We start from the raw sequence: 13,932 nt of genomic DNA, 5'->3' as shown, positions 1-13,932 counted from the left end.
CCGACTATTGTGGGTCGGGTCCCGGATCCGCTGCAGCCGGAGCTGAGAACTCGTGAAGATCATGCTCGCGTCGCCGTACTTCCGGCCCCGCACCGGTGGCCTCGAGACCTATGTCGAGCACCTGGCGACCGGCCTGGCCGGCGAGGGACACAACGTGGTGGTGGTCTGCGGCGACAATGTCGCACGGGTGCGCCGCGAGCGCGACGACGGGCTGACGATCTACCGGCTGCCCATCTGGCGGACGTTGTCGAACACGCCGGTCGACCCGCGCTGGCCGTGGTGGCTGCGCCGGATCATCGCCACGGAGGACCCCGATGTGCTGAACGCGCACGCCCCGGTCGTGTTCATGGTGGACGCCGTGGCGCTCGTCGCCGGGCGCCGCCCGTTCGTGGTCACCTGGCACGCCGCGACGCTGGAGAAGCCCGCCGCGCCGCTGCTCGCGGCCGTCACGCGCGGGTACGGGCTCGCCCAGCGGCTGACCTTCCGGCGCGCCGACCGGATCGTCGCCGTCTCGCCGTACGTGCAGCGGGCGCTGGGGCGGTGGTCGGCCAAGACCCGGGTGGTGTCCAACGCCGTACCGGCGGTCGGGGAACCACGCTCCGGCGCGGGCCAGGGCCTCGCGTTCGTCGCCAGCCTGCGCGCCGCCCACTCCTGGAAGGGCCTCGACCTGCTGCTCGACGCCTTGGCCGCCTGCCGCGCCCGGTTCGGCAGCGCGCCCGCGCTCACGGTGATGGGCGACGGCGACGACCGGCCCCGCTACGAACGCCGCGTCGCCGAGCTGGGGCTGGCGGACGGGACCCGGTTCGCCGGGTACGTGGCCCCGGCCGAACGCGACCGGTTGCTGCGCGGCGCCCGCGCGCTGGTCGCCTGCCCGGTCACCGCGAACGACGCGTTCCCGACCGTGCTGCTGGACGCGTGGGCGCAGGGCGTACCCGTAGTGGCGTCCGCGATCGGGCCGATCCCGTCGCTGGTCGACGACGGCCGCACCGGCCTGCTCGTCGCACCGGGTGACGCGGACGCCCTGGCGGCGGCGCTGCACCGCATCGCCACCGAGGACGAGCTGGCGAGCGAGCTGGGCGAGGCCGGACGCCGCCTGGTCCAGAGCCGCTACACCTGGCCGACGCAGATCGCGCGGATGACGGCCGTACTGGGCGAGCTGTGATCAGCTCGCCCGGCCGGGCAGGTGGAACACCGCTGCGCCGCTGGCCGTGATGTGCGCGAGGACGCGGTCCAGCACCTCGATCCGCCGATGCGTGCCGATGATCCAGTCATGCAGGTTCAGGGTGAAGTGGCCGGCGGCGCGGTCGTACATGGACGTCAGGACTTGTACCGCGTAGTCGATGTCGGCCTCGGCGCTCGGCTCGGCGGGCCGCGGGTACCCGAGCAGATCGCAGTCGAGCGGCGAGGTCAGCGGGTATTCGACAAGTCCCTCCGCGCGCCGGAACGGCTGCTGGCGGCGCAGCAGCCACCGGGCCCCGTCGAGCGGGCGCCGCCCGCCGGTCGGCCGTTCCCGCACGATCAGCGGCACGTTCAGGCCGAGCAGCAGGCCACCGCGGACCGCCGGGCGGTCCAGTATCTGCATGCCGCGGCCGATCCGGTCCGGACGGAAGAGCTCCTCCGGCTGGCGAATCTCCCGGTTGCTGATCCACCGGTAGCCGTCGGCGCGCAACATCGCGTACAGGTCCGGGCGGTAGAAGTCCGGGCCCATCAGGTACGGCATGCGAAAGCCGACCGGCAGATCGCCGGTGTGTTCCCGTACGGCGTGCGCGGCGGCGCGCAGCCGTTCACGCAGCACCGCCACCTCGTGCGGCGGGAGGCGGTGCATGTGCTCGTGGGCGTACCCGTGCAGGCCCACCTCGTGACCGCGACCGTAGATCTCGGCGACGAGCTCGGGGTGCTGCTCCGCCAGCTGCCCGACCGTGAAGAACACGGCCCGGGCGGCGTGCCGGTCCAGCAGCTCCAGCAGCCGCCCGGTGGTGCCGGTCAGGTCGTACGGCACGTCGTGCGGCATGCCCCACGAGCCCTCGTAGTCGAAGGTCATCGTCACCCGGGTCGTCCCGGCCGCGATGCTCACCGCAGCTCACTCACCTTGCGCAACGCGGCGACCAGCGGGGCCGCGCCCACCGCGGGATCGGTGACGTCGCTGCGCCCGCGGGCCGCCGCGGCCATCCGGGTCCGCTGCGCCGGGTCGGCGAGCAGCCTGGCCAGCGCCGTCCGCAACGCGTCGCTGTCGCCGGGTGGCACGAGCAGCCCGGCGCGCCCGTCGGCGACGAGCTCACGCGCGCCGGCCGCCGTGGTGGTGACGACCGGTACGCCGTGGTGCAGTGCCTCGTTCACCACCAGGCCCCAACAATCCACCAGCGTGGGCAGCACGAACACGTCCGCCCAGGCGAACAGGTCGGCGTGCGCGACGCCGGAGACGTGCCCGGGGAAGCTGATCCGGTGATCGCCGGCGGCCAGGGCGCGCAGTCCCGGCTCAGCCGGGCCGCTACCGGCCACGACAAGCCTCAGGTCCGGGTCGGTGAGCCCCCGGAACGCAGTGATCAGAGCATCGACGCCCTTCGTCGGGTTCAGGTAGCACATCGACAGAATCATGCGGCAGCCCGCGAACGGACCATCACCCTTACGGGTGACAGGCGCGGCCAGAAGCCGCGCCGGCTGCACTTGGATGCCGGTGTCGATCCGCTCGGCGGGCACCCCTTCACCGACGAGGAACAGCCGCGCCGCCTCGCTAAGCGCGACAAAGCGGACCGGCTGGCGCAGCAGGACCCGCCGGTATGCGGTGACCGCCGCGGTGAGCAGCGCCCGGGCGGCGCGGGCCGGCACCCCGCGGGAGACCACCATGGACTCGTAGTGGTTCGCCTTGTTGTCGAGCGTCTCGGACCACAGCACCACCGGCCTGCGGCGCAGCTTGGCGACCAGCACGGCGGTGAACGTGGCCGGCATCGTCTCCGGGAAGTCGCCGACCAGGTAGACGTCGTGGCGTTCGCGCAGCAGGCGGCGTAACAGGCCGGGGTTGCGCACGAACGGCCCCAGCCGTCGGGACCGCAGCACCGCGTGACGGAAACCGTACCCGTCCGTGGTCGTGTCCCAGCGGCGCCCGTCGCCGCGTTCGCGGCAGAACAGCACCTCCACGTCGGCGTGCCGATCAAGCTCGGCGAAGACCGGCAGCCGGTACGGCGCCACCTGGTTGTGCAGCAGGCAGACACGCAGCCGTTCGTTCATCGGGGATCCTCCGCGCGGGCCCGGACCATCCTCGCGATGATCGGGGTGTACGTGACGCATTGCACCAGCTCGCCGGCGAGCAGGAAGGCGCCGATCCACAGCAGACCGTGGCCGCCGAACAGGTACGCACCCCCGACGCTGATCAACGCGGCCAGGCCGGTCAGCGCACACATCACCCGCATCCGTCCGGCGATGAGCATCAGCGTGCTACCGACGAAGCTGACCGACGCCAGCGCCGCCCCGACGGCCAGAACCACCAGTAACGGATACGCCTGCGCATAGTCCGGGCCGAAGAGGCGCAGCACGAACGGCCCCGCGCCGACGATCACGAGCAGGGCGGGGATCTGGACCGCGGCGGTGAGCACCACGACCCGGCGCAGCGACCCGGGCAGCCGGCCGGGGTCGGCGGAGGCGTGCGCGAACAGACTGCGGGCGGTCGCCTGCGGGACGAACGTGAGCACGCCGGCGATCAGCGAGGCGATGTAGTAGTACGCGGCCCGCTCCGGTCCGAGACTGTGCGTGATGAGGTTGGGCATGACCAGCGCGGGCAGCAGCAGCAACACGGTCGCCACGTAGTTGCCCGCGGAGTAGCGCCACATCGTGGCGATGCGGGCGGTGTCCAGCCGCAGCCGCGTCGGCAGGCCGAGTTCGCGGTGCAGCAGTACCAGGTAGACGACGAGCGCGAGCGTCGCCGCGCTCTGGTACGCGGTGAACAGCCCGAAAGCGCCCAGCCCTACACACCCGAACGGCAGGATCAGCCGCAACGCCACGGTCGCCGTGTTGCGGCCGGCGACGTGGCCGCTGCGTTGCAAGGCGATGAGGACGTTGTCGTTGAGCAGGGTCAGCGCCAGCGACGCGGTGAAGACCACGAACAGCACGGCGTTTCCCGGCCGGTGCAGCACGGCCAGCTCGGGCGCGAACCAGTCCACGCCGGCGACGAACACCACGGCGCCGGCCACCGACGCGAGCGCGACCACCGTCACCGCGCTGTTCACGGTGGCCGCCCGGTCCTCCCAGTCGTGCAGGAAGCGGATCACCGAGTTCTGCATGCCCAGCAGCGCCAGGTTGGCGATCAGCGCCGACGCCGTGATCAGTGCGCTCGTGCGGCCCACGTCGGCCGGGCTGAACAGCCGCGCCGCAATCTGCCAGAACACGAATCCCCCGGCGGCGACCACCACCGTGGACACCAGCAGCAGCATGGAGTTGCGGACCAGCGTGTCGCGGCGCAGGGCCCGGACCCGGGTGCCGATGATGCCCGCGGTCACGAGGCCGGCCCGTACACGCGATGGCTGCCGGTCTGGAACAGCAGCGGGCGGCCGCGGGTGACGCAGGAGAGCCGGAACGTGTACGTCAGGATCCGGTCGCGGGTGATCGCCACCGCCTCGGCGCGGTCCGGGCCAACCGTGCTGACCTGCAGATACGCCGCGTCGGGGACCATGCCCGGGGCGACGCCCTCAAGCGGGTAGAGCCGGGTGGTGGCGCGCAGGGTGCGAAAGTCGGCACTGTCGGCGGACAGCAGCGCGCCCGCCGGCAGGTGGTCGCCGACCCAGCGAGCGGTCGCGAGGTCGTCCTCGCCGGTGAGGTAAGCCCGGTGATAGGCGCCGGTGTTGGCGAGGTTGAGCTGCGCCGGGAAGTCCCCGGTGAGCCTGGGTACCAGCCCCGACGTGCTGATCAGGCACCCGGTGACCACGAACGCGCCCACCACCGCGGCGGCGCGCGGACCCAGCGGGCGCGCACCCGCGGCGACCGCGAGCATCACCGCGGGCGCCAGGACGACCAGGGACTGCTGGAACAACCGCAGCAGCCCGTAGTCCACCGAGATCTGGGGAAGCACAACCGTGCCGGCCAGCGCGGTCAGCATGCCCGCGCCGATGATCGCCAGTATGCGGGCGGGACCGCCGTCGCGCCGGCTGAACAGCCACAGCAGGACCAGGCCGACGAGCGCGCCGCCCTCGTACAGCACGACGGTCAGTTGCCGCCACCATCGGTTCACCGCCGCCGGCGGCAGACCCGCCTCGGCCAGGGCGGTGCCGGCCGGCGTACGGGTGAGCACGGGTTCGGGTTCGAGGACGACGGGGCAGGTCGCGGCGATCCCGGCCTGCTCGGTCGCATCCGGCTGGGAACCGTGGGTGGTCGTGAACTCGCCGAGCGCCTGCCGGTCGGAGACCGGCGGACCGCTGCGCAGGAAGCTGTAGCCGACCGCGTCCGACTCGGTCCCGCCGGCCGACGCCACGGCGGCCACGGTGTCCCGTACGGTGCCGACCAGGCCGGCGCCGCTGCCGCTGGTCAGGCTCCACACCGCGGCGCAGGCCACCACGATGGCCACCGCGCGCCACGTGAGCAGGCTCGGCCCGTTGCCGCCGCGCGGCTGGACGAGCGGGGACGCGTAAGCCCTCAGCCGGGCCCTGATCGGTGACTCCGGGCGGCGGATCAGCCTGACCGCGGCGGCCAGCAGCCACGCGACGAACAGGACGCCGCCGGCCACGTACGTCGTGCTGTAGTGCGAAACGGTCATCCCGGCCACCATCGCGGCGAAGATCGTGGTGCGCTGCCGCCGGGAGCTGCGCCCGTCCACCAGCGTCAGCACGGCGACGGCGAAGAACAGCAGCGCAATCTCCTGCCGGTTCAGCATCGGCATGTCGTTGACGAACGTCGGGAACGCCACGTACAGCACCGCGGCGAGCGTCGCGGTTGCCATCGGCAGCAGCGTGCGCGCGACCAGCAGCACCGCGACCGGGACGAGCGCGAAGAGTACCTGGTTGCCGACCCGGAACACGTCCAGCGGAGCGATGCCGAGCAGGTGGTGCAGCAGTGTCGGCAGAGTCGTGATGCTCAGGCAGGCGTTGTAGTCGGCGAGCACCACGTCGGGATGCCACTGCCCACTGGTGAGGGTGTCCTGGAAGACGCGGAACTCCGGTTTGATGTCGTGCCCGGTGACCCCGACGCCGCGCAGCGACGTGGCCAGCAGCATCGCGAGCCCGAGCAGGTAGACCACCGCGGCGGCGGCGGGCAGCACGTCGCGGTGCGCGCGTACGCCGGCCGCGATCACCAGCAGCACGACCGCCAGGGTGCCGATCGTGAAGCCCGCCGCCGTGAGCGCGTACGACCCGCCGGCCGTGAGCTGCCGGGCCCCGGTGGCCGCCAGCACCACAGCGAGCGCGGCGAGCACGACGGCGGTCGCCTCCAGCGGTCGAACGGGACGCCGGGGCAAGCGCGGACGGGCGCCCGCGGTGCCGTCCCGCAGCACCGTCGCCACACCCAGCGTGAGCGTGACGGCGTCGAACGCGGCCAGGCACCACACCGGGCGCAGCGCGCCGAGCAGGCCGAGCAGGAAGCTGATACCGATCAGCCACAGCACTCCGAACGCGACCGTGTGCAGCAGCCGGTCCGGCCCCGACGGCCGGTGGATCCGGGCCAGGCGCCGCGTGAGGTGGCCGGGCAGCAGGATCACCAGCGGGAAGACCACCACGGCCCGGATCGGGCTGAGGACACCGACCACGATGACGACGTTGACCACGGCCACCGCGGCGAGCGGCCACCACTGCCCGGCGCCGGGACGCGTGCCCGTCCGCGGGACCGGCGCCGGGACAGCGGCCCGGTGGCGTGCCGGGGCGTACGCGGTCATCCGAGCACCTCCCGGTACAGCGCGTCGACCGTGCGGGCGATGGCCGGCCAGCCGAATGCGGCGGCCCGCACCGGGCCGGCCTCGGCCAGGCGCTGCCGCAGCGCCGTGTCGTCGAGGACCGCGGCCAGCGCGTCGGCGAAGGCGGCCGGGCCGGAGTCCGCGACCGTCAGCACCGCGTCGCCGCCGACCTCGCGGATCTCCCGCAGTGCGGTGGCCACCACCGGCGTGCCGCTGGCCATGGCCTCGAGCAGCACGAGCGGCATGCCCTCGTGGGTCGACGGCATGACCAGCGCGGTGGCCCGCCGGTACGCCCGGCACACCGCGTCCGCGTCCATCCGGCCCTCGAACACGACTGCGGGCAGGTGCAACTGCCGCGTGTACGCCTCCAGCCGGGTCCGGTCCTCGCCGTCACCGACGATCCGTACCCGAACGGCACGGCCCCGGTCGCGCAGCACGCCGACCGCGGCCAGCAGTAATCCCACGTTCTTCTGCGAGGTGAGCCGGCCGATGAACAGCAATTCGTCGGGGCGGCGTTCCACCGGCTCACCGCAGGCGCGGGCCGGATCGACGCCGTTGGGGATGACCGCGATGCGGGCCGGATCAACGCCGTACGTGTGCACGGTGGCGTCGCGCATGGCGGTGGTCAGGCAGATGACCCGGTGCGCGCGGCGCAGGCTGCGCGCGTACAGCAGCCGCTGGTACGCGGGCATGAACACGCGCCCGAGCGGCGTGGACGGCCGCAGCACCAGGTGCTGATGGGCCACGTACCGGATGCCGCGCAGCCTCGCCGCCACCCTGGCGATCTCCAGCAGCATCGCCTGACCGGTGTGCACGTGCAGCACGTCCGGCTTGGGCCGGTGCCGCAGGAGCCGGCCGAGCAACCCGGGCATCACCGGGACGTTGGCGATCAGGGCGCTGCGCTGCCGGACGACCCGCAGGCCCCCGGCAGCGGTGTCGTGTCGTTCCTCGGCAGGCATGCCGGCCGCGCCGAGGTTGGAGGTGTAGACCGTCACCTGGTGCGACTCCGCCTGCCGGGCGGCGAGCTGTTCGACGACGACCTCCTGCCCGCCGAGGTGCGGCGGGTAGAGGCCCACGACTTGCACGATCTCCATCAGGCCCGCACCGCCGCCGGGGCGTAGACGGCTTCGAGGCCGTGCCCGGCGACCACGGCCGGCCAGGCATAACGGCCGACATACGCGGCGATGCGGTCCGCGTCGCCCGGCATCTCGACCGCGCGCCGGATCGCGGCGGCGACCGCGTCGACGGTCGGCTCGACCACCCAGCCGGTCACGTCCTCCTCGATGAGCTCCGCTGCGGCGTTGCCGGGATGCCGCACGGTGATGACCGGGACGCCGCACGCGTTCGCCTCGAGCACCACCATGCCGAACCCTTCCCGTGTGCTCGGCAGCACGAGCACCCGCGCCGCCTTGATCGTCGCCAGGACCTCGTCGCCGCCCGCCAGGGTGCCGGTGAACATCACCCGGTCGGCGAGGTCGTGCCGGGCCGTACGCGCGGTCAGCGCCGACCGTTCCGGACCGTCGCCGACGATGCGGCAGCGCACCGTCACGCCGTCGGCGGCGAGCCGCGCCATCGCGTCGATGAGCAGGTCGACCCGCTTCTCGGCGATGAGCCGGCCGATGAACACGACCTCCGCGTCCGGCTCGGCCCGGCCGGCCCGCCCGACCGCCACCGGGTCGAAGCCGTTGGGCACCACGTGGATCGGCCCGCGATAGCCCAGTTCGTCGCGCAACCGCCGGGCCGTCGTCGCGGACACCGTGATGACCTCGTCCGGCAGCCGGGCCGCGAGCCGCTCCACCGCCCAGCCCACCGCGCCCAACCGGCCCAGGTACGTGCGCCAGTACGCGAGCCCCCAGACCTCGTGCCACGTGGAGATGAGCGGCTTGCGCCGCAGTGTGGCCACGAACCGGCAGGTGAACAGCGAGAAATAGGGGAACCCGCAGCAATCGATGACGTCGAACCGTTTCCACAGCAGCTTGAGGCAGGCCAGCCCGAAGATCACCGCCTGCGGGATGGAGCGGCGGCCCTGCCGCGTGTACAGGGGGCGGGCGCGGCAGAGGCCGTGGACTGGCACGCCGTCCACCATGGTGGATCGGCCGCCGCCGGGCCAGCCCCGCATGCCGTACAGTTCGACGCCGCGGAGGTGGCGGCCGATCTCGTGGAACCGTCGCTCCCCGCCGCCCTTCTGAAAGGGATAGACGGCGTCGTAGACCAGCGCGACCCGCGGTGGTGCGCCCCTCAAGCCTCGGCCCGGCCCGCGTAGTCCTCGGTCGGCCGGACGGGCTGCGCCGGGATCAGGCCCGTCCGCGGCGGGGTGCGGTGCACCTCCGGTCGGCTCCAGCCCGCGCTCAGCCTGCGGCCCACGATGTGGCCGGCCACCAGCGCGCCGTCGCGTACGGCCCGCAATTTCTTCTGTCCCCCGCGGGGCCGGTATTCGATAGGGATCTCGCGGCATGTGAAACCATTTCGGAATGCCGCCAGCTTGATCTCCTGCGAGAACGGCATGCCGCCGGAGAGGACGCGGGAGCGGTTCCACACGTACCGCCGGAAAATCCACATCCCTGATTGTGAATCGCGAAATGGCAGCTTGTCGTGGACAACTCGACACAGACCGGTCAAGGCGCGGTTGGCCCAGATATGTGACGGGGACATGGCCCTCGGATCGACATTGTGCAGCCTATTGGTCGACAAGAAGTCGATCTTCTCTCGGGCCATCAGTTCCAGGGCATCCGGCAGGATCTCGAAGGGATAGGTCAGATCGGCGTCGCCGGTTGCGATGATGTCGCCGGTACTGTTGGCGAAGCCCGCCTTGTACGCGTTGCCGTAGCCGCGAACCGGCTGCACCAGGACGCGGGCGCCGTGCTCACTGGCGATCTCCGAGGTGCGGTCGACGGACCCGTTGTCCACGACCAGCATCTCCACCTGGTAGCCGAGCTGGTTGAGCCGCCGGACGGGGATTGCCGCCAGCGTGGCCGCGATGTTCTCCTCCTCGTCCAGGGCGGGAATGACCACCGAGACGCTAGACATGCGTTCTCCTATGTCATGGGTCAGTAAGGTGTGCGCGAGCCACGGGACAGCTCCGTCGCCGCCAGGCGCAACGCGCCCGAAACATTCCCGGCACAGTGCCGGCGGACGATGTCCACGATGGATCGCAGGCTCACGAGGAAAGACCCTAGGGACGCGGCTGGTATTTGTCAGCGCATGGAGGGTTGCCGATCACGAAACTCTCCACAATGCATACCGGCAGCCGACCTCCACGTGCGCCAACGGGGTGTCCATCCCGGCCGAACGGAGGATTTCGCGTGCCTGTTCTTCAATCGATGTTCGCCAGGCGTCCTACAGGTGAATTCCGCTGGTCTCGCGGCCAAACGAGATCAAAGAAATCAATGTGTATTGCAATAATTTCGCACCTCGTGTGCGGCGTCATGCCAGCGCTCAGCAGCCTCACCTTGCCGGCCCGGTCGGGTGAGCGCCAGGCCCATCACCTCCAGCAACAGCCGCAAGGTCTGTCCTACCGCACGGCGGAGCGGTGCACGAGACGTGGGTTCACGGTGATGCCGCATGCGGTTCGCGAGGTCTGTGCCTCGAGCCGCGCCTCGGCGGCCGCCGTCCGGTCGCCGCCTTGTTCGTGCACCTCGGCCAGCACGTCCAAGGTGTCGGCAGACCAGTAGGGCGACTGGATCCGGCGCCAGGTTGCCAGGGCGGTCAGCGCGCACTCCCGCGCCTGGTCGAGCTCCCAACCGGCCAGGTGGACCCGGGCCAGGGTACGCAGTGTCGACGCCTCGCCGAACCGGTTCCCCAGGGACCGGAAGATCGACAGGCACCACGCCAGCAGCTGCTGCGCGTCGTCCTGCCGCCCCTGGTCGAGCCAGACGTCGGCAAGCCATTCGGCGGCGTGCGCGTCGAACAGGACGTTGTCGAGCTGGTGGGCGACGCTGCGGGCACGTTCGTAGTAGCCGGCCGCCACCCCGCCCTGCCCGCCCAGGCGATGCACGTGGCCGAGGCCGCGCAGTGCGGTGGCCACGCCGGGCAGGTGGTCGATGGCGGTGCTGCGGGCCAGGGACTCCTCGAAGCACAGCCGGGCGATCGAAAGGGTCCCGCGCTCCAGGTACACGGTGCCGCACCCGTTGACGGCGTACGCGACGCCGCGCGGGTTGTCCAGTTTCTCGGCGAGCAGCCGGCCCTGCTCGAAGCAGGACAACGCGCGGTCGTACCGGCCCAGCAGGCGGCTCACGTAGCCGAGTCCGGCGATCGCGGCCGCGCGGTAGGCCGGCTCGTCCGCCTCGGTCAACGCCTCCTCGAAGTAGGTCGCGGCGAGGTCGTACCGGTCCTGGATGGTGTGCAGCTCACCCAGGTTGCGCAGCAGTGCAGCCGTAATGGTGTGCCGGCCGCCGTCTGCGCGCAGAGCGGCAAGAGCCCGTTCGTGGGTGCGCCGCCAGTCGTCGAAGCAGTTGCGTGCCTCGAACAGGGTCGCGAGGGCGGCCGCCAGCTCGCCGGCCAGCTCGGGTTCGCCATGGCTGATCGCCTGGTCGACGACGGAGCCGGCCGCCGTGCGCTCGCCGTCGAACCATGCCAGAGGGTCTGCGGTCAGGGCGGTCGCGGCGTGCTCCGGCAGCGCCCAGCGGCGGCTCGGGTGCTCGACCAGGCCCAGGAAGTCGCTACCGAGCGCCCCGCCGCACCGGCGGGCGAGGTCCAGATATGCGGACGCGGCGCGCCGTACCGCGGTGTCGCGCGGCACGGCGCCGGCCTGTTTCTCGGCCTGCTCCCGGGCGTACAGGCGGACGAGGTCGTGGAACTGGTACCGCGACTCCCCGACGGTCTCCAGCAGGTGCACGTCGACGAGGCTTTCCACGACGCGTTCAGCGTCGTCCACCTCGATGCCGAGAAGCGCGGCGGCCACCCAAGCGGGGAAGCTTTCCAGGTCCAGCAGGCCCAGTCCGCAAAAGGCCTCAGCGCGCGGTTCGTCGAGGCCCTGGTAGCTCAGGCTCAGGCTGGTGCGCACGGCGAGATCTCCGGCGGCCAGCTCGTCGAGCCGGCCGCGCTGGTCATGCAGGCGTTGGGCGAGCCGGGCCAGCCGCCAGTCCGGCCGCACGACCAGCCGGGCCGCAGCGATGTGTACCGCCAGCGGCAGCCGGCCGCAGACCGTGACGATGGCGTCAGCGGCGTCCGGCTCGGCCGCCACCCGCTCGGCCCCGACGCCGCTGCCGAGCAGCGCCAGCGCCTCGTGGCGCGGCAACACGCCCAGCGAGACCCGGTGCCCCGCGAGGCCGGCCAGCCGCTCGCGGCTGGTCACGACGACGGCACACGTGGGGGACGCGGGCAGCAGGGGCCGCACCTGGCCCTCGTCGGCCGCGTCGTCCAACAGCACCAGCACGCGGCGGCGGGCGGTCAACGAGCGGTAGACCATCGCCCGCTCATCGAGTCCCTCCGGAATGGCCAGCGGGGGCACGCCGAGGACCCGCAGAAACGAGCCGAGCACATCGTACGGTTCGGCCGGTCGCGAATGGGCACCACGTAACTCGACGAAAAGCTGCCCGTCCGGATACCTGTCCGCGACGCGATGGGCCACGTGCACCGCGAACGCCGTCTTGCCCACGCCGGCTGTTCCCGAAATGACGCAGATTGCCGGTGTGGTGGACGGCCGGTCGGCTCCGGCCAGCACCGCGTCGAGGCGGGCCAGCTCGTCCGCACGGCCGGCAAAGCAGGACACGTCCAGGGGAAGCATCGCGGGAGCGGTCCGCCCGGGCACGGGTTCCTCCGGCGCAGGGCCCGCAGGTGGGCGCCGGTCGTGCTGCTCCACCGGTTCGCCGCGCAGCAGTGCCTGGTGCAGGGCTTGCAGCTCCGGCCCGGGTTCGACGCCCAGCCCGTCGACCAGCCGTTGCCGGATCCCGAGGTAGTGGTCCAGCGCCTCCGGGGTGCGCCCAGCGGTGTGCAGGGCGCGCATGAGCGTCACGGTCAGCGGTTCCACGGTGGGATAGTCGGGCAGCACGTCGGTCAGCTGGGTGATGACCGTTTCGTGGTTGCCCAGCCGCAGTTCGGCCCGGGCCAAGGCCAGCAGCGCATCCACATGCTGCTGCCGGCAGCCCTCCCGGACCCGGGCCGCCCACGAACCGGGGAGACCGGCCAGCGGGGTACCGCGCCACAATCCGAGTGCCTCGCGCAGCGCCACCACCCGCTCGTCGTCTGACGGCCGACTGTGGTGGGCCTGCTCGGCGAGGCGACGGAACCGGTGCAGGTCGACGGTGTCCCGGTCGATGTCCACCCGGTACCCGCCGGCGCAGCGGGTCAGCTGGACGGTCGTGCCGCCGGCTTTCGTGGCTGCGGCCAGCACCCGCCTGATGTGCAGGATGTGGGCGTACAGCGCGTTGCGCGCCTCGGCCGGTGGCGCCTCGTCCCAGACCCGGTCCACCAGCGTGCCGGTGGACACCGGCCGGCCAGCGTCCACCGCCAGGGCGGCGAACACCGCCCGCCGCTTCGGCGGCCCCAGGTTCATCACCTGACCGGACACCTGTAACTCCACCGGTCCGAGCAGCCGAACGCTGATCACGCTTCCCCCCAAAGCGTCATGGCGGCGGCTCAAGCGCCACATCAGCATGATCGTTTCAAGGATCCTGCCGGTTTGTCCAAAGCGCAGCAAGGTTTTCGTAAGACGGCCGACCAGGTACGACCCGCAGGCTTGGGTGCACACGGGCCGTCGGAGACCGACTCTCGTGGGTACGGCGACCGGCGCCCGATCGGGCCCGGTCGAAGGCAAACCAGGAGGTAACCATGTTCGGCAAGCTCGAAGCGCTGGGGAGCAGGATCCTCAGCCGGTTCGTGCCGCAGATCGATGCGGCGGCGTGCGGTTGGAAGCACTGGGACAGCTGCTGGCAGTGCAAGGGCAAGCCGTGCAGCGTGGACGGCTGCACCGCGAAGCTGTACTGCGGCTGACCTTCCGTCGCACGTCATCGACAGGGGACACCGGCCGACCGGGCGTGTCGCCCCGGCATCCGGTCCGGGCGGTGTCCCCTGTGCTCACGCACCGCACACACCGTCGGCGCACGAGCGGATCTGATCCGAGGAGG

Annotated in this window: 10 protein-coding genes; 2 read left to right on the top strand and 8 right to left on the bottom strand. The window is 72.0% G+C overall.

Annotated elements, in window-relative coordinates:
• Positions 1-61 precede the first annotated feature (61 nt).
• A complete protein-coding gene (locus ACMCNK_RS34930) occupies positions 62-1,162 on the top strand; it encodes a glycosyltransferase family 4 protein (RefSeq protein WP_412741080.1) in 1,101 nt (366 codons plus the stop codon).
• Here ACMCNK_RS34930 and ACMCNK_RS34925 read toward each other — a convergent pair whose 3' ends face one another.
• The 8 genes from ACMCNK_RS34925 to ACMCNK_RS34890 form a co-directional block, all read right to left on the bottom strand.
• Positions 1,163-2,074 (bottom strand): polysaccharide deacetylase family protein, encoded by a 912-nt coding sequence (locus tag ACMCNK_RS34925; protein WP_412740600.1) that lies wholly within the window; start codon positions 2,072-2,074, stop codon positions 1,163-1,165.
• Positions 2,071-3,225, bottom strand: coding sequence for a glycosyltransferase family 4 protein (locus tag ACMCNK_RS34920; RefSeq protein ID WP_412740599.1), 1,155 nt, complete (start codon positions 3,223-3,225; stop codon positions 2,071-2,073). The genes ACMCNK_RS34925 and ACMCNK_RS34920 overlap by 4 nt, the downstream gene beginning before the upstream one ends.
• Complete coding sequence (locus ACMCNK_RS34915; RefSeq protein WP_412740598.1) at positions 3,222-4,490, bottom strand: lipopolysaccharide biosynthesis protein; 1,269 nt, start codon at positions 4,488-4,490, stop codon at positions 3,222-3,224. Before ACMCNK_RS34915 ends, ACMCNK_RS34920 begins: the two co-directional genes overlap by 4 nt.
• Positions 4,487-6,850, bottom strand: a complete 2,364-nt coding sequence (locus ACMCNK_RS34910; RefSeq protein ID WP_412740597.1) for a hypothetical protein — start codon at positions 6,848-6,850, stop codon at positions 4,487-4,489. Before ACMCNK_RS34910 ends, ACMCNK_RS34915 begins: the two co-directional genes overlap by 4 nt.
• Positions 6,847-7,962, bottom strand: coding sequence for a glycosyltransferase family 4 protein (locus ACMCNK_RS34905; protein WP_412740596.1), 1,116 nt, complete (start codon positions 7,960-7,962; stop codon positions 6,847-6,849). The genes ACMCNK_RS34910 and ACMCNK_RS34905 overlap by 4 nt, the downstream gene beginning before the upstream one ends.
• Positions 7,962-9,110, bottom strand: a complete 1,149-nt coding sequence (locus ACMCNK_RS34900) for a glycosyltransferase family 4 protein (RefSeq protein WP_412740595.1) — start codon at positions 9,108-9,110, stop codon at positions 7,962-7,964. Before ACMCNK_RS34900 ends, ACMCNK_RS34905 begins: the two co-directional genes overlap by 1 nt.
• The gene (locus ACMCNK_RS34895) at positions 9,107-9,880 is read right to left on the bottom strand and encodes a glycosyltransferase family 2 protein (protein WP_412740594.1); all 774 of its coding nucleotides are present in this window, start codon (positions 9,878-9,880) and stop codon (positions 9,107-9,109) included. Before ACMCNK_RS34895 ends, ACMCNK_RS34900 begins: the two co-directional genes overlap by 4 nt.
• Before the next feature lie 499 nt (positions 9,881-10,379).
• Positions 10,380-13,415, bottom strand: coding sequence for a BTAD domain-containing putative transcriptional regulator (locus tag ACMCNK_RS34890; RefSeq protein WP_412740593.1), 3,036 nt, complete (start codon positions 13,413-13,415; stop codon positions 10,380-10,382).
• A gap of 221 nt (positions 13,416-13,636) precedes the next feature.
• On the opposite strand from ACMCNK_RS34890, the gene ACMCNK_RS34885 reads away from it, so the two are divergent.
• Positions 13,637-13,798 carry a hypothetical protein gene (locus ACMCNK_RS34885; RefSeq protein ID WP_412740592.1) on the top strand — a complete coding sequence of 54 codons (162 nt, stop codon included), beginning with the start codon at positions 13,637-13,639 and terminating at the stop codon, positions 13,796-13,798.
• Positions 13,799-13,932 lie beyond the last annotated feature (134 nt).

The sequence above is a fragment of the Krasilnikovia sp. MM14-A1259 genome, assembly GCF_047159535.1.
Classification (GTDB): Bacteria; Actinomycetota; Actinomycetes; order Mycobacteriales; family Micromonosporaceae; genus Actinoplanes.
The sequence above is the reverse complement of the archived record's forward strand: the minus strand, read 5'-3'. Positions and strand labels throughout refer to the sequence as shown.